Origin of the sequence: Apibacter sp. ESL0432, from assembly GCF_019469225.1 — a bacterium.
Lineage (GTDB): Bacteria > Bacteroidota > Bacteroidia > Flavobacteriales > Weeksellaceae > Apibacter.
Map to the genome: position 1 here is coordinate 1,296,581 of NZ_CP048266.1, position 21,656 is coordinate 1,318,236.

Sequence of the window (21,656 nt, forward strand, 5' to 3'; positions counted from 1 at the left end):
TACTTTTAAATTAATTTTTAAGCGGTTTTTTCAAGTTCTTTCATAACATTAACTAACACTTGTACCCCCTCTAAAGGCATGGCATTGTAAATGCTGGCTCTGTATCCTCCTACTGTTCTGTATCCTCCCACACCTACAATATTTGCATCTTTCCACATTTGATCAAATCGGGCTTTATGTTTTTCTTCATCGTTCAAAAAGAAACATACATTCATAGGCGATCTGTCTTCTTTCACACAAACACCTCTAAATAACGGATTTCGATCGATTTCATTATATAACACTTCCGCCTTTTCTTTATTTTTTTTCTCAATGCCTTCTGTTCCTCCTTGTTTCTCCAACCAGCGTAAATTTAATAAGGTGGTGTACACTGCAAAAACGGGTGGAGTATTAGCCATGCTTTCTTTGGCAATATGAACTTCATAATCTAAATAAGAAGGTAAATTTCTTCCTGTTTTTCCCAAAAATCTTTTATCCACAACAACCAGCGTAACTCCTGCCGGACCAAGATTTTTTTGAGCACCTGCATACAATACAGCAAATTTATTATAATCGATATTCCTGCTTAAAATATCCGATGACATATCACATACTAAAGGTATATCAGTATCAGGAAATGTTTTTATTTCTGTTCCGTAAACCGTATTATTAGTGGTTATATGTAAATAATCAGCATCAGAGGGTACCACATAATCTTTAGGAATATAGGTATATTTATCTTGTTTAGATGAGGCAACAACTTCTATATTACCGATTTTTTCTGCTTCTTTAATTGCCATAGATGCAAAATTTCCACTGTCAATATAAGCCGCTTTCGATTTAAGCAGATTATAGGGAACCATAGAAAATTGCAAACTGGCTCCTCCTTGTAAATATAAAACTTCATGATTATCATCCAACTTCATTAATTTCTTAGCTAGCGATCTAGCTTCTTCCATGATAGCTATAAAATCTTTACTTCTATGAGATATTTCAATTAAAGAGATCCCGTTATTATTAAAATCCAATATAGCCTGAGAGGCTTGTTGAATAACTTCTTCCGGTAAAGTAGAAGGTCCTGCACTAAAGTTATATTTTTTCATTATTTAATAAATATAATGTTTTTATCTTATTGAGAAATAAAGTAAATGCGTACAACTTCTTTTAAGAAGGATGTAAAAAATCTTTTTTAGCGTGTAGTTCTTCATTACTTTCAACATGAGCATCATCCGGAACACAACAATCGACAGGACATACAGCAGCACACTGGGGTTCTTCATGAAACCCTACGCATTCTGTACATTTGTCAGCAACTATATAATAAATATCGTCAGATATAGGTTTTTGAGGAGCATCCGCATCAATTGAAAGACCACTTTTCGTAACTACCATACCGGTTAAACCTGTTCCTTCAGACAGTTTCCAGTCAACAGCTCCTTCATATATTGCATTATTAGGACATTCCGGCTCACAAGCTCCACAATTTATACATTCATCCGTAATTTTTATAGCCATTATTTAATTTTAATTTACTTTTGTGCAAAATTATACAATTTTTTTCACATTTATCATAAGTAAAAATGAGTTTAAATCAAAGAATAAAGTCGTTAGCTGCCGTAAGAAATATTTTAGATCAATTTCTTACTAAAAACCGGGCGGAATCCCCAACATATTCCGAATTTAAAAATAGTATCTCTCTTGCTGAGATAAAAAACCCTTGGTTTACTGAAAACAGCATTCTTTCGGTTTTAAATTATTGGAATAATGTTCTTACTGAAGAAATACTAACCCAATGGTTATCTAACTATACAATAAAATCCGAAGAATCTAAAAAAATTGGATTGGTATTAGCGGGTAATATACCTATGGTTGGATTTCACGACTGTATCAGTACTTTGCTGGCAGGGCATCAGGCAAAAATAAAATTATCATCTAAAGACTCTGTTCTTATCCCTTTTATACTTAACTTATGGAAAGAATTTTGTGAAGAATTGGAATTTGAATGGGTAGATAAACTTCCTCCTTGTGATGCGGTTATTACTACCGGAACTACCAATACTGCCAGGTATTTTGAATATTATTTTAAAGATATACCGCATATAATACGTAAAAATAGAACTTCAATCGCTATACTTAATGGGAATGAATCGAAAGAAGATTTGCACGGCCTGGCTGATGATGTATTTTCTTATTTTGGTTTAGGATGCAGAAGTGTTACTCAACTTTTCATTCCAGAGAATTATGATATTAATAAACTCTTCGAAGTTTTTATTTCCTATCAAGATTGTATTAATCATACCAAATATTCGAATAATTACGATTATAATAAAGCGATTTATCTAATGAATCAAGAACTGTTTTGGGACAATAACTTTATACTATTGAAAGAATCACGAAATTTATTTAGTCCTATAGGCACTCTATATTACAGTACATATTCGGATGACTCAGAACTTGAAAAATTTATCTCTCAGCATGCCGATTCTCTACAATGCGTAGTGAGTGCTCAACCTTATCAACAATTTAAAACTGTAGCTCCCGGACAGGCCCAAAATCCTAAAATAGATGATTATGCAGATGGCGTTGATACTTTAGACTTCTTATCGAATTTGTAAGATGCTTATTTTTAAGGCCATAAAATAGTTATATCTATCATTCATTTTTTTACATATTTCAATAATTAATAGTATTTTTACTTTTTATAGTATAAAGACAAAATTGTTACTCTTATGAAATCATTACAAGGATTAGGTGTGGCCTTGATTACACCTTTTTGCGAAGATGGGACGGTTGATTTTCCATCCTTAGAAAAATTAGTAAATTACAATATTGAAGGCGGTACCAATTACCTAGTAATTTTGGGTACTACTGCCGAAAATGCTACTTTAAACTCAGAAGAAAAAAAACAGGTAATTGATTGCGTAAAAAAGAGTAACAACAAGAGATTACCTTTGGTTTTGGGTATAGGGGGAAATAATACGGCAGATATATTACATCAAGTTCGTACAACCGATCTGGAAGATTTTACGGCAATACTTTCCGTTTCTCCTTATTACAATAAACCTTCCCAAGAAGGAATTTACCTTCACTATAAAAGCATAGCAGAAAACAGCAACAAACCTATATTACTATATAATGTTCCCGGGAGAACCGGCTCTAACATTGAAGCTGCAACAACCCTACGATTAGCTCAAGACTGCTCAAATATTTTGGGAATTAAAGAAGCAAGCCCAAACTTTTTACAATCCACACAGATTATTAAAGATAAACCATCGGATTTTATGGTGATTTCCGGAGATGATGAATTGGCTTTACCTATGGTTTTAGCAGGAGGTTTGGGAGTTATATCTGTTTTAGGTCAAGCTCTTCCCCATGAAGTTTCTCAAATGATGCAACTGGCATTAGAAAGGAAAGTCGATGATGCGTATAAAATTCATTATAAAATTAAAAAACTGTTTGAACTTATCTTTGCTGAAGGTAACCCTTCCGGTATAAAAGCATTATTATCTCTTAAAGGAATTTGTAAACCCTATACACGTTTACCATTGACTCCTGCGTCTTCTAATCTCATTGAAAAAATAGAAAAAGAATTAGAAAACCTATCCATCTTAGCTTAAATTTTATTGCAATAAGGGTTTATCGACCTATTTATTAGCTGTTTACTTTTAGGTATCATTTATATCAATAAATGTTATTTATTTGTTTTAAATTATAAAAAGATGTAATTTTGTAGTTAGATGAAAAAAATACCTCTACTAGGTTTGTCATTTCTCCTTTTAATTAGTTGTGAGAGAAGATTAAATCAAGCTTTGAAAAGTACTGATAAAGACTTGATATTAAAGGTTGCTGAAGAATATGAACAAAGAAAAAAATATTCTCAAGCCATTAGCTTATACGAGTATGCAAACAAATTTATAGTAGGAACAGATGAAGCTCCTGAAGTTTCTTATCGAACAGCTTATTTGAATTACCTGGATAAAAACTACAGACTTGCGGCTCATCAGTTTAAAAATTTTGTAATGTCGTATCCTAAAGATTCAAGAGCGGATGAAGCTGCATTTATGGCTGCCTATTGTTATTATGCAGACTCTCCTGATTATAATTTGGATCAAACAAATACTCGTGATGCGTTAAAAGAACTACAACTTTATATCGACACATATCCAAACTCGGATAAGATTGCAGAATGCAACCGAATGATGGACGATTTGACAAGAAAGTTGGAAAAGAAAGCCTTTGAAAATGCTAAAACTTTATATAAAGTAACAGAATATAAAGCCGCTATTATTTCTTTTGACAATGTATTAAGCGATTTTCCGGATACTAAATTACGTGAGGATATCTTAATTTATTCTTTAAGAGCAAAAACTGAATTAGCAGTTAATTCCATTCATAGATTGCAAAATGAACGGATCAATGATGCGGTTAATTCATATAACAACTTTTGCAAATTATTTCCAAAATCTGAATATTTGGACGAAGCTAAAAGATTGAATAATCGATTGGAAAATGCCAGAATTGTATATCAGAACAAAGAAAAAAGCATTAATGACGCAAAAGATCAATCAGAAGATAAACTAAAATCAGCAGAAAAAGAGCGAAAAAATAAAATAAGTTAACTAATTATACACCATCAAAATATGAATTTAAAAGAATTAAATGCACCCAACACAACCATTACTTTCAACAGACAACAAATTGAAAGTAAAGTAGGTAACATTTATGAAGCCATAGTAATCATAGGTAAAAGAGCTGAACAAATCAATACCTTCATTAAAAATGATTTAAACCAAAAATTGGATGAATTTGCTTCTAATAGCGATTCTTTAGATGAAGTATTCGAAAACAGAGAACAAATCGAAGTTTCTAAATATTACGAAAGATTGCCTAAACCAACGTTAATTGCCATTCAAGAATGGTTAGATAACGAAGTATATTTTAGAAAAACAGACGCCTAATATCCATTTTTTCAAATGTCGGTTTTAGAAGGGAAAAAGATCGTTTTAATTATTACAGGTGGCATAGCTGCTTATAAAACTGCTTCCCTTGTAAGGCTTTTCATGAAAAGAGGTTGTGAAGTGCAGGTAATTATGACCCATAAGGCCCATAATTTTATTACTCCCTTAACTTTATCGACTCTTTCCAAAAAACCGGTATATACTCAATTTTTTGAAGGTAACACCGGAGAATGGAACAACCATGTAGATTTAGCATTACATGCCGATTATTTAGTGGTAGCACCTGCTACCTCCAATACATTGTCTAAAATGGCCAGTGCCGAAGCTGATAATCTAGCTTTAGCAACATATTTGTCAGCAAAAAACACAGTTTTTTTTGCTCCTGCAATGGATTTGGATATGTATAAAAATCCATACAATCAGGAAAACATTAAGAAACTTCAACAAAAAGGAGATATTTTAATACCTCCAAATAAGGGCGAACTTGCCAGTGGATTGGAAGGTGAAGGAAGAATGGCAGAGCCGGAAGAAATTTTAGACTTTATTGAAAATTATATACGAAAAGAGTTAATTTTTTATAAAAAGAAACTATTGATCACTGCCGGTCCTACCTATGAACCTATTGATCCGGTACGTTTTATAGGCAATCATTCTTCAGGTAAAATGGGTTTTGAAATAGCTAAAGCAGCCGAAAAATTAGGGGCTGAAGTTACCTTAGTATCCGGTCCTACCTGTCAAAAACTCTCTCATTATTCTTCTATTAAAAGAATAGATGTTATGTCTTCTGAAGAAATGTATCAAAAAGTAACAGAACATTATCAGAGTACAGATATTGTTATTATGGCCGCAGCTGTAGCCGATTATAGACCAGAAACTGTATCTAAAACTAAAATTAAGAAAAATGAAGAATCATTTTCTTTACCCTTATTAAAAAATAAAGATATACTTTTAGAGTTAGGTAAAACCAAAAGTAACCAATTTTTAGTGGGATTTGCTCTTGAAACGAATAATGAAGAAGAAAATGCTCTTACTAAATTGAACAAAAAGAATTTGAATATGATTGTTTTAAATTCTTTACAGGATAAAGGCGCAGGGTTTTCTTACGATACCAATAAAATAACTATTTTAGATAACAAGGGAGGTATAGAGTATTTTGATCTTCAAACCAAAGAAAAAGTTGCTGAAAATATTTTAAAATCTATTCATGAAAGAATTAAAACCTGATTTATGAAACATATATCTTTAATTACTCTATTGCTATTTTTACCTTTGTTTGCTGCTTGCCAACAATTATTGGCTGATGTTAATATCGATTTCAGTAAAGTTCAAGGATCAAACAATCAAGTTTTTACTACCTTGAAAAAAGATTTAAAAGAATTTATCAACAATACGGATTGGGTTCAGGGTAAAAAATTATCTGTGCAGGAACGAATTAAATGTTCGTTCGGAATTATTATTGAGGAACGAATTTCAACAGATAAATTTAAAGCTACCTTATTAATTCAATCCAGCAGACCGGTTTATAATTCGTCTTATATCACACCCGTATTAAATTATCAAGATACCGATTTTACCTTTAATTATCTAGAATCCGAAAATTTAGTATTTAATGAAACCCGATTCAGCGGAAAAAATTTAACTGATGTTATTGCCTATTATATTTATATGATCTTAGGATATGACGCAGACACATTTTCACGATACGGAGGAAATGAATACTTTGATAAAGCTCAAAAAATTGCAGATAATTCCATTAATCAAGGATACAACGGGTGGAATACTTTTGACGGTCCTAGAACCCGAGGATCTCTTATTTCCTATCTAATAAATGATAAAGCAAAAATGTTAAGAAATATTTCTTATAACTATCATCGTTTAGGATTAGATGTAATGTCTTCGAATGAATTACAAGCTAAAACTCACATTGCTACTTATTTAATGAAATTAAATGAATATTCTTCCAATTATCAGTTTTATCCTTTAGATCTTTTCTTAACTGCAAAACGTGAAGAAATAGCCAATATATTTTCTGGCGGAACTCCGGTTACTTCAATGAACATTTCAGAATTGAAAACTCTGTTACAAAAAATCAATCCAATCAACAGTAACGAATACTGGAATAAAATTAAAAATTAGAAATTTATGCTATCTCATTTATCAATTCGTAATTATGCGTTGATAGATATCCTGGATATTGACTTTCCTTCCGGTATGATAACTGTTACAGGCGAAACCGGTGCCGGTAAATCCATAATTCTGGGAGCATTAAAATTAGTTTTAGGCGAGCGGGCAGATTACAAATCTTTGAAAAATGCTGATGAAAAATGCTTTGTTGAAGCGGAATTCACTCTTGATCGCGAACTATTTTCTGACTTTTTTATTCAAAATGAATTGGATTTCGATCCTATTACTATTATTAGAAGAGAAATTTTACCTTCAGGTAAATCTAGAGCTTTCATTAATGATACTCCGGTTACCCTATCTGTATTACATTCGCTAACTGAAAAACTTATTGATATTCATTCTCAATTTGATACTTCGGATCTGATGAATGAAAAATATCAATTACATATATTGGATACTTATTCCGGTGCAACTTTAGATTTGAAAGAGTATCAAAATGTTTATCAAAAATACGTATTTGAAAATTCGAGGCTTACCTCGTTAAAGGATAAATTACTTTTAGGTAATGAAGAAGTTGATTATAAAAACTATTTATTAGAAGAGTTAAATACGGCTCAATTAGATTCCATCAATTTTGTTGAAATGGAAAATGAACTGAATTTATTGAAAAATTCAGAATATTTAGCTCAAATCTTAACTGAAGTTAAACAAATCTTAGATAATGATGAGATAGGGATTTTAAATCAATTACGTGAAGTATCTTCGCGCATGGATAAAGGCTCGCAATATTCAGGGGATTTAATGAAATTATCTGAAAGAATCAGCAGCGTTAAGTTGGAATTACAAGATATTTCAACAGAATCCGAGTTTTTCCTTGAAAGATTAGACTTCAATCCGCTGCGTTATGAAGATCTTACTAAAAAAGTTGATTTAATTCATTCTTTATATGCGAAGCATAAAGTAACCACTATAGAGGAATTAAAACAAATTAGAGATTCTTTATCTAAAGATACCTCTGATTTGATGAATTTGGAAAATCAAATCCATGCCTGTCTAGATACTATAAAAACACTTTCTTCAGAACTTACTAAATGGGCTCAGGATCTTCATACTAAAAGAAAGACACATGTACCTGAATTAGAAAACAAAATACTCACTATTCTTTCACATTTAGGAATGGAAAAATCTAAAATTGAAATTTCCATACAAAAAACAGATCAATTTACTGCAAACGGTACAGATATCTTCAATATTTTATTTTCCGCTAATGCCGGCATGTCCTTACAGCCTATAGCTAAAGCCATATCGGGAGGTGAACGATCTCGCGTTATGTTGGCAATAAAAAAAATTATGTCTGAAAAAGAAGCATTGCCTACTTTAATTCTTGATGAAATTGATACGGGGGTTTCAGGACGTATTGCTAACGAAATGGGAAAATTAATGCAACAAATGGCTTCAACCATGCAATTAATTGCCATTACTCATTTGCCTCAAGTCGCAGCAAAAGGAAACAGTCAATTTAAGGTCGAAAAAACGGAAAAATCGGGGGAAACACAAACTCAAATACGTTTACTGAATCATGAGGAAAGGATTGAGGAAATTGCTCAGTTAATAAGCGGTTCTGATATTACAGAAAACGCAAGAAAACAAGCTATTGAATTATTGAAATAATTTCAAGTTTTTTAGTCACATTTTGAATTAATCCTTACTTACTAAAAATATAGTCTGATTTCCTTTTTTATTCAAAAGTTTAAAATATACACTATTTTAAGTATAATCATTTATACTTCTTTATTTTTCATATTACATTTATTTATATTGGTTAAGTACTAATAATTATTGAAATCAAAATTATTCATCTATTTATTTTTTAGCAAATATTGATTCATAATTATATTAAATTTGATTTTAAATTAATATATTTACAATGATTACAATATATAATTTATAAAAACTATAATCAAATTAAAAAAGATGAAAACATTAATTATTAATGGTCACCCCAATTTAAATCAATCGATAATTCATAAAAGATGGTCCGAAGAATTAAAAAAATATCCGAAAGATTTTACAGTTCATAATCTTTGCTATGAATATCCGGATTATAAAATTGATGTTCAAAAAGAACAAAAGTTAATTGAAAACCATGAAAACTTAATTTTACAATATCCAATATATTGGTTTAATGTACCCGGTTTAATAAAACGATGGATTGATGAGGTATTTACTTATGGCTGGGCCTATGGATCTAAAGGGGATAAATTAAAAGATAAAAAAATAGCATTAGCATTGTCTGCCGGTATAAGTGAAGACGATCTTAAAGATAATAAAAATCTGAATTTGGAAGATTTAATTTTGCCTATTAAACTTACGGCAGCCTACGTTAGTTCGAATTTTAGGGGATATTATATGTTATATAATTCTTATTATGCAGCTGATAATGGTACTTTGGATAAAAGCATAGACGAATATATATCCTTTATAAAAGGCTTATAAAATTCATCGCATAAAAAAATCTTTCCGAAAAGAAAGATTTTTATGATTTAGTATATTTTGTTTTTATTTAAAAATTGAGTCCAAATTTATTCCGCCGTAATTTCCTGAGCTCATCATTAAAAAAATACTTTTATTTTTATCGATTTCTTTTAAATAGTTCTCTAATATAACAGGATCTGTAAAGACTTGTAAATTATTTTTTTCGAAAGAATTTATAATCAGTTCTTTTGAAATTGGTTCCATTCTTTTGATTTTTAAAGCATCTTCACTATAAAAAACAAGTGCCTCATCAGCTTTGTCTAATGTGTTTTTGTATTGTTTTAAAAATTCAGGGTTTAGTGAACTATATGTATGGAGTTCTAAACAAGCTACCAGTCGTTTATTGGAAAAATTTTCTTTAACCGCTTTGACCGTTGCCATTACTTTAGAAGGTGCATGTGCAAAATCTTTATATACTATATATTCATTTGTTTCGTATATTTTTTCCAATCTTCGTGAAGCACCTTTAAATGATAGTATTGCTTCATAAAACGCTTCATTTTGTATACCTATTTGATTACAAACCAATCGCGCTCCCTCTAAATTCAAAAGGTTATGTCTACCAAATAACGACAATTGTAATTCTCCTTCAGAAGTTTGAAGATATACTTTTTCATCTTTAATTACATAATTGGGTGTATGATAGGGAAACTTTTTCAGATAGTTACTCGATTGTTCTGCTACCTCAACAACTTCTTTATCTTCTTCATTATAAATTAAAGCACCTCCTTGACTTATCGTATTTACAAAATTTAGGAAGGATTGCTTATAAGACTCAAAAGTTGGAAAAACATTGATATGATCCCAGGCGATCCCACTGAGTAAAGCTATATTAGGTTGGTACAAAAGAAATTTTGAACGTAAATCGATCGGTGAAGATAAATATTCATCCCCTTCTAAAATCATAAATTCATTAGTATCTGTGAGCTTCACCATGGTATCAAATCCTTCCAACTGAGCACCAACCATATAATCAACATCTACCTGATGATACTTAAGTACATGAAGAACCATAGAGGTTATCGTGGTTTTACCGTGAGAACCTGCGATGACTACTCGGGTTTTATTTTTAGATTGTTCGTATAAAAATTCAGGATATGAATAAATTTTTAAATTTAATTCTTTTGCTTTTTGAAGTTCGGGATTATCTGAATGAGCATGCATTCCTAAAATTACTGCATCTATATCCGGAGTAATCTTGTCGGGAAACCACCCCAATGAATTGGGTGCTATACCTTGTTTTTTTAATCTTGAGAGGGAGGGTTCAAAAATTGCATCATCAGAACCTGTAACAGTGTAGCCTTTTTGAGCCAAGGCCAAAGCCAAATTATGCATGGCACTTCCACCTATCGCTATAAAATGTATTTTCATTTACCGATATTTTTCAGAACAAAGATACTTTTTTAAACTAAAAAAGACAGCTAAATACTACTGCCTTTTTTTATCTCTGTAATAAATTATAGTTCAAAAAATGATCGGGTCTTTTCTTCTTCCCTTTCTGCTTCCAGTTCCTCAACCGATTTGACTTTTAAAAAACTTGGATCTTGTTCTATAGCTATCATGATTTTAGCTAAAATTTCATTTGAATCTTCGTTCTCATAATCGATGTCTAAAGGAGCTTTAAATGTCATTTTGGGTTCAACTCCCCTTTTTTTAACGAGTAAGCCTTTACGATCAAAAGCTCTTCTGAATCCATCGATTACAACAGGTATTACAATGGGTTTATTTTTTTTGATAATTTTTGCCGCTCCTCTTCGACCGGGTGACCAAGGAGTTACCGTACCTTGTGGAAAGGTAACTACCCATCCGCTATCCAAGGCTTGCAAAATATTATCTATTTCATTCATATCAACTTTTCGATTGACATCTTTTCCTGCATCTCTCCAAGTTCTTTTAACAGTAATTGCTCCTGCTAAAGAAAATAATTTGGCTAATAATCCCTTATTCATGGTTTCTTTTGCCGCCACATAATATAAATCTACTTTCGGATCTAAAAGATAAACAGGATTTTTAATGGTGTCAATATATCCGTGCTTTACGGCACAAAATACATGATACATGGCAAATACATCCGCAAAATAGGTTTGATGATTGGATACGAACAATACATTGGTATCGGGAAGCTTTAACAAGTTTTCAGTTCCTTTAAGCTTTAATTTATTAAATCCGTTGAATCTATTATATGATATAACCCCAAAGGTGAATATAAGAAATCTTTTTAAGATAAACCAATGGCCAAACGCATCTCTAAATATTCTATTCTTCTTCTTTCCTTTTTCCATTTTTACACCCAGGTTTTAAAATTGTAAATTTATTACTTTTAAATTTATAATTAATTCAATCCGTATTATTAGTACATTAATGATTACACAAAATTATAATTTATATACAGAATTCTTGTTAATTAAATATTAATTAAAACGAAAGTATTTTTAATTAACCCTGTATTTATCTCTATTTTAATTAAAAAAAAGAAATATCCTACAATTAAATCATTTAAATACAAATTCTATTCCAAGATAAAATAAAAATTTAAATTTAGTTTCCTATTTATATTTTAATAAATTTATTAGTTACTTCTTTTTAAAAATATAAAATAATTAATTCAATAAATTATAATTAGGCCTAATCCCTATCCACTGATATAAGGTATCGCTCAACTGATTTCTCATCACTTGATCCATGTTTGCGATTCTTGCTGAAGCATGGTTTGCTCCGGGGAGTTCCAATTTAATGGAATTAGTTTTTAAAGAAGGGATAACTTTGGTAGCGCTCCATGTGTCCAATTCCCCATAAATATATATAAAATTAGTACCCTGAGTATCTAACCATTTTTCTAATTTTTTAGTGAGTTTCGGACTATACGTGATTTTTCCTGCTTCTTTAGGAGGAAATGTTGCTAAAGGATTTTCAGTAAAATAGTTTAAATAATTTTTAAATGGTGAAATATCATATCCGTAATATCCCATTTCTAAGGCTGCTTGATAATAATGTGGCGCATATTGCTTAATTTCCTGATCACTAAAAAAACTTATATCAACGGCTTTTATAAGATAATCCACTCCCTTCGCAACCTCGTTTGATTGAGGAATGGAATCACAAGAATATCCCCATTGCCAAAATGAAAAAGGATATTCCAATACCGTATATTCAAATGCTTTGCCTATGGATCCCAAATAATTAAAGGTAAGACCTTTTATATCAGAATAGGCTTGTACATATTTTAAGGCTTCCTTTTCATTTTTTAGCATAAACAATTGAAAATCTTTAATTTTCTTTCTGCAAGTTTCCGATCCCACCGAGTTTAAAAAACTATATATTCGCGAATCTTCCAAAGAATAATTTATCGGGGCCACATACGGAACGGAGACATCTACATCTTCAGGAAAAAAATATCGATAATATATAGTTGTTTGTCCTCCTTTGCTTATACCTGTACTGATCCATTTTTTACCGTATATTTTTTTAAAAATAGTATTTATATGGTGTAAATCATGAGCTGCATTATAAAGAGTCAAATATTTCCAGTTAAATATTGAAGAGTCGGGTATTGAAGTACCAAAATATCGATGTTCAATATTTAAATCGTTAGAATTTAAGATTTGCTGCAATTCATTTTTAACATCATACATCCCATACCCTTGCGTTTCCATGAGCATAGGCCGATCAAAGCCTGTATGAGTCAAAATGACTTGTTGATTAAAATAACCGGCATGGGTATTCGACCAATCTAAAGGTTGTTTAATTTGTAACTTATATTGTAAAGGTCCTCCTTTATAAGTTTCAATCCTTTCATAAGTTATATCTTGCTGTTTCGAAAGAAATTCTTCCAGTTTTTTTCTGTCTGACTCTTGAGCTGATAAAATATGAAACGAAAATAATAGAGTAAAGACAAAGAGTATTCTTTTCATATTAAAATATTATATATGCTTTATTTTATGGATTTAATCTTAGTATAAAAACGTTTTTGGTTCATAAAAAAAACCGCTATAAGCGGTTGTATAGTTTTTTATAATTCAAATGCTTTATTTATGTTATTATTCATTAATAATTCCAATGGATTTTCAAGTGCTTCTTTCACAGCCACTAAAAAGCTAACCGATTCTTTACCATCGATAATTCTATGATCATAAGAAAGGGCAACATACATCATGGGAGCAATAACAATTTGTTTATTTTTTGCGATGGGTCGCTCAATTATGTTGTGCATTCCAAGAATTGCACTTTGTGGTGGATTGATGATCGGGGTAGATAACATAGAACCAAAAACCCCACCGTTGGTAATGGTAAATGTTCCTCCGGTCATTTCATCCACGGTAATTCTTCCGTCTCTCACTTTTTCCGCAAGGATCTTTATATTGTGCTCTACTCCTCTAAATGTCATGGTTTCCGCATTTCTAAGCACAGGAACCATTAATCCTTTAGGTCCGGACACAGCTATGCTTATGTCTTGAAAATCATAGGTTATTTTATTCTCACCGTCAATCATAGAGTTAACATCAGGAAACAGTTGCAATGCTCTTACAACAGCAAGGGTAAAAAAAGACATAAATCCTAAATTCACATTGTGTTTATTTTTAAATGCCTCTTTATATTCATTCCTTATACAATAAATTTCACTCATGTCCACTTCATTAAAAGTAGTTAACATGGCGGTTTGATTTTTTACGGTTACCAATCTTTCGGCTACTTTTCTTCTAAGTGCCGATAATTTAACTGATTGGTACGTTCTGACTCCATTTCCTGTAGAATTACCAAGAGATGGAACTGCTTGTAAGGCATCATTTTTTGTTATTCTTCCATTTTTACCGGTTCCTTGAATATCTTCGGGAGAAATATTTTTTTCTTTAACTATTTTTCTGGCTGCCGGTGAACAAGTTCCTTTTACATATGAATCGGCGGGTCTTTCTTTAGAATTTTCCGTAGTTTGAATAGGAACAGTTGTTTCTGCTTCGTTGGTTACTATTTCTTTTTTATCATGAATTGGATTTACAGCATCCGTGTCAATTAAACATATAATATGTCCTACCTGAACTGTATCTCCCTCTTGAGCTTTCAAAGATATTTTGCCGGAAGCTTCTGCCGGAAGGTCTAAAGTGGCTTTATCGCTGTCTATTTCTGCAATAGCCTGATCTTTTACAACATAATCTCCCTCTTTAACCAACCAGGTTGAAATTTCTACTTCTGTTATTGATTCCCCGGGAGAGGGAACTTTCATTTCAAGTATCATAAGTTCAAATATTTTATTTTTTAATGGTTTATTTTATATTTTCAAACACAGAATTGATTAATTTTTTTTGTATTTTATCGTAACGTTTGTGTGAGCCCGGTGAAGGAGAACCGCTTTCGGATGTATAAATACCTTCAATATTGAATTTTCTAAATTCTTTGAGTATGTACCACCATGCGCCCATATTTTCGGGTTCTTCTTGTGCCCAAATTAACTCTTTTTGAAAAGAATATTTTTGTAATATTTGTTGGATTTTATCCCAATGTAAAGGATAGAGTTGTTCTATACGTACCAATGCCACTCGATCCTCTTTTTGTTCTTCTCTTTTCTTATCCAATTCATAGAATAATTTTCCTGAACAAAAAACGACACGAGTTATTTTTTCTATCTTAGTTGCTTTTGAATCATCGATTACCTCTTCAAAGGCACCATCTGCTAGTTCTTCCAGGGTAGACACTACTTGAGGATGTCTTAGTAAACTTTTAGGAGAAAAAACAATCAACGGTTTCCTATAATCAGTTTTCAATTGTCGCCTTAAAGAATGAAATAAATTCGACGGAGTAGTTGCATTTACTACATACATATTTCCATTGGCACAAAGAGATAGGAATCGTTCGATCCTCGCCGAAGAATGTTCTGCTCCTTGTCCTTCAAAACCATGCGGAAGTAACATAACCAATCCGTTTTGCATTTTCCATTTATCTTCAGCGGCAGAAATATATTGATCAATTACAATTTGTGCTCCGTTAGCAAAATCTCCAAATTGGGCCTCCCAAATTGTAAGCGAAAAAGGAGAAGTCATGGCATATCCATATTCAAATCCTAAAACTCCATATTCTGACAGCAGGGAATTATAAACATAGAATTTAGCTTTGGTATTCAAGCTGTTTAATAAAATGATTTCTTCTTCTGTGTCTTCCGTTTTAATCACTGCATGACGGTGTGAAAAAGTTCCTCGTTCAACATCCTCTCCGGATAATCGGACATGATGTCCTTCCGTTAACAGCGAACCGTAAGCTAACAATTCTGCCATCCCCCAATCTATGGTCTGGGTAACATCAATCATATCCCGCCTTTGTTTCAATAAACGTTTGGTTTTATTAAAGAGGTTTTTTCCTTCCGGTATTTCCGTAATTTGATGCGCTATGGTACGCAAGTTTTCCAATGGAAAGGTTGTATCTATGGGTGTTAAAAGCTCGGCAGCTCCTACTCTTTCAAAATCTTTCCATTCTTGCTGCATGAATAATTCAACGGTCGCTTGTTCCATTTCTTTAGAATCTTCCAAATTTTTATCCAGTAACTTTCTGTATTCTTCATCATCGTCAGCCACCATTTTTTGCGTGATGATATCATCTTTCTCAAGTTTTGTTCGATATATTTCTCTGGGATTCGGATGATTTTCAATTATTTTATATAATTGAGGCTGTGTAAAACGAGGTTCATCGCCCTCATTATGTCCATATTTTCTATACCCTAAAAGGTCAATAAATACATCTTTATTAAAGGTATTCCTGTAATCCGAAGCAAATCGTACTGCATGGATAACTGCTTCTGCATCATCTGCATTTACATGCAATACCGGACATAAAACCGTTTTAGCTATGTCTGTACAGTAGGTGCTGGAACGTGCGTCTAAATAGTTGGTAGTAAATCCTACCTGATTATTAATTACAATATGAATGGTTCCACCGGTTTTATAGCCGTCCAAGTTCATCATTTGAATTACTTCATATACAATTCCTTGAGCGGCAATGGCTGCATCTCCATGGATTAGTATAGGCATGACTTTACCGTAATCTTCTTGATATTCGTGATCTGTTTTTGCTCTCGCAATTCCTTCCACTATGGCATCAACGGTTTCCAAATGCGACGGGTTGGGAGCTAAACTTATTTTTACGGTTTTACCTTTTTTAGTTTTATAATTATTACAAGATCCTAAATGATATTTTACATCTCCTGAAAAAATGGTTTCTGAATAATCTTTACCCTCAAACTCATTAAATATTTGCGAATACGATTTATTAAATATATTGGCTAAAACATTTAATCTTCCTCTGTGAGCCATTCCGATAACGATTTCTTCCACTCCCAGTTCTGAGGAATGGTTAATTATTTCATCTAAAGCGGGAATTAAAGTTTCTCCTCCTTCTAATGAAAATCTTTTTTGACCGACAAATTTCGTATGTAAGAAATTTTCAAAGGCAACGGCATGTGAAAGCTTTTTTAATATTCTTTTCTTTTCTTCTACATCTAATACGGGCTGATTAAAATTTTGCTTTATCCAATTTTGAATCCAACGGATTTCTTCGGGTTTTCTAATATATATGTATTCAATTCCAATGGAACTGCAATATTCTTTATTAAGTATGTCTATTATTTCTTTTAAAGTATATTCTCCTTCAATTCCTATAATTTTACCGTTGACGGGTACGGATAAATCTGACTTGCTAAGTCCGAAATTTTCAATGCTTAAATCGGGAGTATAAGTTCTTCTTTGTCTGACCGGATTGGTTTTAGTAAATAAATGACCTCTTGTTCGATACCCGTTTATTAAATTTATTATCTTAAATTCTCTTATGATATCTTCAGAAATTCCTTTTGCATTTGAAAAGTCCTTTTCACTATATTGATTATATTCTGATGTTTCATTGTAGGATTTTCTGGCAAAATCAAATCCTTGAAAAAAGCTTCTCCAGCTGGGTTCTATGCTATCAGGAAATTTCAAATATTTTTGATACAACTCATCTATGTATTCTGAATTGATTGCATTTAAAAATGAAAATTGGTCCATTTTATTTTTTGCTTTAACGGGTATATTTTATTTACTGTATAGGTTCAAATCTACTGATTTTGATAATATCTTCAAAGTAAATATTTTATATATTATAAATTTATTGGCAGTAAGTGAACAATTATTTTTTGAAAATAAGATTCTTATTTTTAGTTTGTATGTATGTTGATACATTAAAATTCTATATAAATTCCTCATTAACTACCCTATTCATCCAAATTTTAGTTATTCGATAATTTTAACATTTCTAGAATTTATCTATATTTTAAAAATGACATTAAGCAACTTAAAGAATATTAATTTATAGGTTATATATTTAAGCTACTAAAACTTTAAGTGATTGAGGTAATAAGGAAACTGTTAGTTTTTTAGCATTGGTGGGTATAAATTCTCCATCAATTTGTAAATATTTTCCATCAAATTCAATTTCTAATTGATTGGATTTAAAAAATATTTTCTTCTTACTTCCAAAATTAGTATTTAATAAATATCCCATACCGATTAAACCAAATGCTCCCCAGGAACATTCAGTTATCAAATTAACATCAAATTTACCGTCCTGCAAAGAAGCTTTTGGCGAAATGGAAAACCCGTATCCTAAGCAATTACTGTTAGAGATATTCAGCATCATGGCTTTTCCCTTGAAGTTTTTCGTTTCTGAATGCATATCAATCTGAATGGGCTTATATTTAAAAACACTTACGATAGCACTTTTAACATATCCTGCTAATTGTCTTTTCTTTTGATGAGCATATTCTTTCACAGTATGTGCATCAAATCCTATACCTGCATTACTGAAGAAATATATATTATTAATCTTTCCACAATCAATTTTTTTACTAGTATGTTGGGAAGTTTTCAACGATTGTAATGCTTCTTCATAAGTAAGAGGAATATGTAAATGTCTGGCCAATCCATTTCCGGAACCTATAGGAACGATTGCTAAGGGGATTTCTTTATTAAGTAAGGCAGTAGCTACTTCATTAAGTGTTCCGTCACCTCCACAACTTACAATAATGTCGGCTCCTTCTTTAATGGATTGCAATGCAAATTTATATCCATCATCTTTTTTTCTTGTTACTTTGATTTCTTTATCATAGTCTGCAAAAAGTTCTTCAATCCTATTTTTTACTTTCTTACCTATTCCTTTACCTGAAATAGGATTAACTATAAAATGAATTTTTTTGTCTTTCATTTTAATGGGTTATGAACTTAGTTGGTACTATTTTTTAAATCTTTGATCATTTGTATGGGATCTTTCGCATTGAAAATGCTACTTCCGGCAACCAATACATCGGCTCCGACATCAGTTAGCTTTTTAGCATTTTCCAGACTGACTCCTCCGTCAACTTGTATTAATGCTTGGGAATTTTTTTGTATAATTAAATCCTTACAAGAGGCTATTTTTTTATATGAGTTTTCAATAAATTTTTGTCCTCCAAACCCGGGATTTACAGTCATTACTAACACTAAATCCAAATCTTGGATAGTATCATCCAATAAATTTATATTGGTATGCGGATTTAAGGCCACTCCGGCTTTCATACCTAAATTTTTAATTTCCTGAATAGTCCGGTGTAAATGGATACAGGCTTCATAATGAACCGTAATATAATCTATACCTAAATTTTTAAAAGTTTGAAAATATTGACTCGGATTTACAATCATTAAATGAGCATCTTTGATTTTTTTAGCTTTTTTATTAACAGCTTCTAAAACCGGAAATCCGAAAGAAATATTAGGGACAAATACTCCATCCATGATATCTATATGAAACCAATCGGCTTCGCTCGAATTGATCATTTCTATATCCTTATCTAAATTTCCAAAGTTTGCCGAAAGGATGGAAGGTGCTAGTAGTGCCATTTTTTTTATACAAATTTATAAAAAACTATTTACTAATCGATATTGAAATTTAGCCGAAAAAATGAGTGCGACTTACTATCCATCACTTTACAGTAAGAATTTAGGCATTACATTTGTATAAAATTTCATTTATGAATTTATATATTAAAAATATGGTTTGTGATCGCTGTATTTTTGCGGTTGAGGAAATTTTAAAAGAAATTCATATTAAGCCGGTTACTGTCAGGCTTGGGATGGTTATTTTAAATGAGGAATTGAGCAAAGAAAAGGAGCATATTTTTAGTGATAAATTAGAAAAGCTGGGTTTCGAGCTTATAAGTGATTCTAATCAAAAATTAATTGAAAAGATTAAATCTCTGTTAATTTCACAGATTCGAGAACATACAGCACCATCGATAACATATTCTGAATTTTTATCCCACAAATTAAACAAAGACTATTCTTATTTAAGCAAACTTTTTTCTTCTTCTGAAGGCATTACCATTGAACATTATATCATTCTTCAAAAAATTGAAACCGTAAAAGAATTATTGTCTTATGATGAATTGAATTTATCGGAAATCTCTTATAAACTGGGATACAGCAGTGTAGCTCACCTTTCTGCGCAATTTAAAAAGGTAACCGGACTAACACCCTCTCAATTTAAAGCTCAAAAAATAAAAACAAGAAAAAGTATAGATAAAATAATATAATATTTCTCATTTATTATTATATATTAATTTATTTATTTAAATATTATATTATTTTAGCATATAAATATAAAATGATTTACTAAAGTTTATGTTTATAAGATATTAAATTTATGATATTTATCTATTTTTATTCAATTTCATATAAAATTTTAGGCTTGAAATAAAATTTTTTATAATATACTTATTAATTTGGACTTTTACTATTATATTTATAGTTTTGTCGTCGTTAATTTAATTGCTTTTTAACAATGAACAGGAATAAGACCTTTGACTCTTTGAAATTTATATTAGTTTGTTTTGTAGTATATGCTCATACTACCGAAAACCTTTACAAAGATAGAGGAACAGCAGTTTTAGTTAGCTTTCTCTCTACTTTTACCATGCCTCTTTTTATATTTATATCCGGCTATTTTTCAAAAAACATTACGTGGGATAAATATATCAAATCATTTAAATCTTTAGGACTCACCTACTTAGCAGCACAGCTAACTTATTCCATACCTTTCATAACTGTACAAGCAGTAACCCTTCCTGCGGATCAATTTAATATTGTTCAAAAAATTATTTCTATTTTCATTCTTCCTTATGGAGGGCTTTGGTATGTGGTTGGTCTATTAGTTTGGAGATTACTGGTTTACTATATTGCTAAGTTAAATTTAAAATTCCCATTAGTGTTTAGTCTTTCACTAATTATACCTTTACTGTTTGGCTTTATAGATATCCAATTAAATGCCTTCAGAGTAATTACCTTCTTTCCGTACTTTGTATTAGGTTATTATTGCAATGAACAAATGTTCAATAAGATCAGAAAAGTTAATCCTATTATACCCGTTGCTATTTTATTAACCATATTCACCGGCTTATACTTTGCTAAAAACCTTTTTTATTTCGTGATGGCTACTTTTGGAGAAGGATCTTATAAAAGTACTTATCCGACTCTTTTACAGGGATTTTTATATAGAGCATCTTTCTATTTAATTAGTATGATTAGCATTACTTGCGTAATAAATTTAGCAACTGATCGATTTTATAAATTAGGTAAATATTCGTTGGGAATATTTTTGGTGCATCCTTGTGTTATTTTTATAATATCCGGTATCAGGATGTATTTACTTCCTCCTTTAGATATTACCTACCCGATTCTTTTTGATTTTCCACTAGCATTGGTTATAAGCTTTATAAGTTTATACTTATCGGAAATAAAACCGGTCCAATATTGGATGAGTCCAATTATGTTTTTTCAAAAAAAATAAAAAAATTGCCTGTTTAATACAGGCATTTTTTTGTTATACACCCTTTTTTAAAATACTCATATTTTATATAAATTTTTTAGAGATAATTTTTTAATAAGCAATTTACTTGTATATTATTTAATTTGATAAATAATAAGCTTATTTTTTTTATTCAAACTACCTACTGTATATTTTCAAAACTTAAGCTAATTTCACTAATAAATAAAATTAAAAAGCTGTAATTTAGCA

The 21,656-nt window shown here is 31.1% G+C and carries 19 protein-coding genes; 10 read left to right on the forward strand and 9 right to left on the reverse strand.

The annotated features are described in order from the left end of the window. Positions 1 to 17: 17 nt before the first annotated feature. Positions 18 to 1,082: a 3-phosphoserine/phosphohydroxythreonine transaminase gene (gene serC, locus GYM73_RS05470; RefSeq protein ID WP_220233210.1), complete on the reverse strand. Its 1,065-nt coding sequence runs from the start codon at positions 1,080 to 1,082 to the stop codon at positions 18 to 20. 61 nt (positions 1,083 to 1,143) lie between these two features. After that, positions 1,144 to 1,494, reverse strand: coding sequence for a 4Fe-4S dicluster domain-containing protein (locus tag GYM73_RS05475; RefSeq protein ID WP_105297776.1), 351 nt, complete (start codon positions 1,492 to 1,494; stop codon positions 1,144 to 1,146). A gap of 65 nt (positions 1,495 to 1,559) precedes the next feature. On the opposite strand from GYM73_RS05475, the gene GYM73_RS05480 reads away from it, so the two are divergent. The 8 genes from GYM73_RS05480 (at position 1,560) to GYM73_RS05515 (ending at position 9,557) form a co-directional block, all read left to right on the forward strand. Next, entirely contained in the window at positions 1,560 to 2,594 is a 1,035-nt protein-coding gene (locus GYM73_RS05480) for an acyl-CoA reductase (RefSeq protein WP_220233211.1), read from the forward strand. A 114-nt stretch (positions 2,595 to 2,708) separates the two neighbouring features. Beyond that, complete coding sequence (gene dapA / locus GYM73_RS05485) at positions 2,709 to 3,596, forward strand: 4-hydroxy-tetrahydrodipicolinate synthase (protein ID WP_220233212.1); 888 nt, start codon at positions 2,709 to 2,711, stop codon at positions 3,594 to 3,596. Positions 3,597 to 3,716: 120 nt separating this feature from the next. Beyond that, complete coding sequence (locus GYM73_RS05490) at positions 3,717 to 4,598, forward strand: outer membrane protein assembly factor BamD (protein WP_220233213.1); 882 nt, start codon at positions 3,717 to 3,719, stop codon at positions 4,596 to 4,598. Positions 4,599 to 4,619: 21 nt separating this feature from the next. Further along, on the forward strand, positions 4,620 to 4,937 hold the full coding sequence (locus tag GYM73_RS05495; RefSeq protein WP_160543115.1) for a DNA-directed RNA polymerase subunit omega: 318 nt from the start codon (positions 4,620 to 4,622) through the stop codon (positions 4,935 to 4,937). Between the two features lie 15 nt (positions 4,938 to 4,952). Further along, the gene (gene coaBC / locus GYM73_RS05500) at positions 4,953 to 6,161 is read left to right on the forward strand and encodes a bifunctional phosphopantothenoylcysteine decarboxylase/phosphopantothenate--cysteine ligase CoaBC (RefSeq protein ID WP_220233214.1); all 1,209 of its coding nucleotides are present in this window, start codon (positions 4,953 to 4,955) and stop codon (positions 6,159 to 6,161) included. Positions 6,162 to 6,164: 3 nt separating this feature from the next. Further along, positions 6,165 to 7,073 carry a DUF4835 family protein gene (locus GYM73_RS05505; protein ID WP_220233215.1) on the forward strand — a complete coding sequence of 303 codons (909 nt, stop codon included), beginning with the start codon at positions 6,165 to 6,167 and terminating at the stop codon, positions 7,071 to 7,073. Between the two features lie 6 nt (positions 7,074 to 7,079). Continuing rightward, entirely contained in the window at positions 7,080 to 8,732 is a 1,653-nt protein-coding gene (gene recN, locus GYM73_RS05510; RefSeq protein WP_220233216.1) for a DNA repair protein RecN, read from the forward strand. Positions 8,733 to 9,035: 303 nt separating this feature from the next. Then, positions 9,036 to 9,557 (forward strand): NAD(P)H-dependent oxidoreductase, encoded by a 522-nt coding sequence (locus GYM73_RS05515; protein ID WP_160543119.1) that lies wholly within the window; start codon positions 9,036 to 9,038, stop codon positions 9,555 to 9,557. Between the two features lie 63 nt (positions 9,558 to 9,620). Here GYM73_RS05515 and murC read toward each other — a convergent pair whose 3' ends face one another. The 7 genes from murC to rpe all read right to left on the reverse strand — a co-directional run bounded on the left by murC (position 9,621) and on the right by rpe (position 19,483). Continuing rightward, positions 9,621 to 10,967 carry a UDP-N-acetylmuramate--L-alanine ligase gene (gene murC / locus GYM73_RS05520; RefSeq protein ID WP_220233217.1) on the reverse strand — a complete coding sequence of 449 codons (1,347 nt, stop codon included), beginning with the start codon at positions 10,965 to 10,967 and terminating at the stop codon, positions 9,621 to 9,623. Positions 10,968 to 11,053: 86 nt separating this feature from the next. Then, complete coding sequence (locus GYM73_RS05525; protein ID WP_160543121.1) at positions 11,054 to 11,878, reverse strand: 1-acyl-sn-glycerol-3-phosphate acyltransferase; 825 nt, start codon at positions 11,876 to 11,878, stop codon at positions 11,054 to 11,056. Positions 11,879 to 12,196: 318 nt separating this feature from the next. After that, positions 12,197 to 13,507 (reverse strand): S28 family serine protease, encoded by a 1,311-nt coding sequence (locus tag GYM73_RS05530; RefSeq protein WP_220233218.1) that lies wholly within the window; start codon positions 13,505 to 13,507, stop codon positions 12,197 to 12,199. 98 nt (positions 13,508 to 13,605) lie between these two features. Then, complete coding sequence (gene odhB / locus GYM73_RS05535; RefSeq protein WP_220233219.1) at positions 13,606 to 14,826, reverse strand: 2-oxoglutarate dehydrogenase complex dihydrolipoyllysine-residue succinyltransferase; 1,221 nt, start codon at positions 14,824 to 14,826, stop codon at positions 13,606 to 13,608. A 28-nt stretch (positions 14,827 to 14,854) separates the two neighbouring features. After that, positions 14,855 to 17,617: a 2-oxoglutarate dehydrogenase E1 component gene (locus GYM73_RS05540; protein ID WP_220233220.1), complete on the reverse strand. Its 2,763-nt coding sequence runs from the start codon at positions 17,615 to 17,617 to the stop codon at positions 14,855 to 14,857. 316 nt (positions 17,618 to 17,933) lie between these two features. Then, complete coding sequence (locus tag GYM73_RS05545) at positions 17,934 to 18,812, reverse strand: diacylglycerol kinase family protein (protein ID WP_220233221.1); 879 nt, start codon at positions 18,810 to 18,812, stop codon at positions 17,934 to 17,936. Between the two features lie 17 nt (positions 18,813 to 18,829). Beyond that, entirely contained in the window at positions 18,830 to 19,483 is a 654-nt protein-coding gene (rpe, locus tag GYM73_RS05550) for a ribulose-phosphate 3-epimerase (RefSeq protein ID WP_105297791.1), read from the reverse strand. Between the two features lie 131 nt (positions 19,484 to 19,614). Between rpe and GYM73_RS05555 the strand changes: the two genes are divergently transcribed. Continuing rightward, on the forward strand, positions 19,615 to 20,175 hold the full coding sequence (locus GYM73_RS05555; RefSeq protein WP_160543127.1) for an AraC family transcriptional regulator: 561 nt from the start codon (positions 19,615 to 19,617) through the stop codon (positions 20,173 to 20,175). Between the two features lie 248 nt (positions 20,176 to 20,423). Continuing rightward, positions 20,424 to 21,428, forward strand: coding sequence for an acyltransferase family protein (locus tag GYM73_RS05560; RefSeq protein WP_220233222.1), 1,005 nt, complete (start codon positions 20,424 to 20,426; stop codon positions 21,426 to 21,428). Positions 21,429 to 21,656 lie beyond the last annotated feature (228 nt).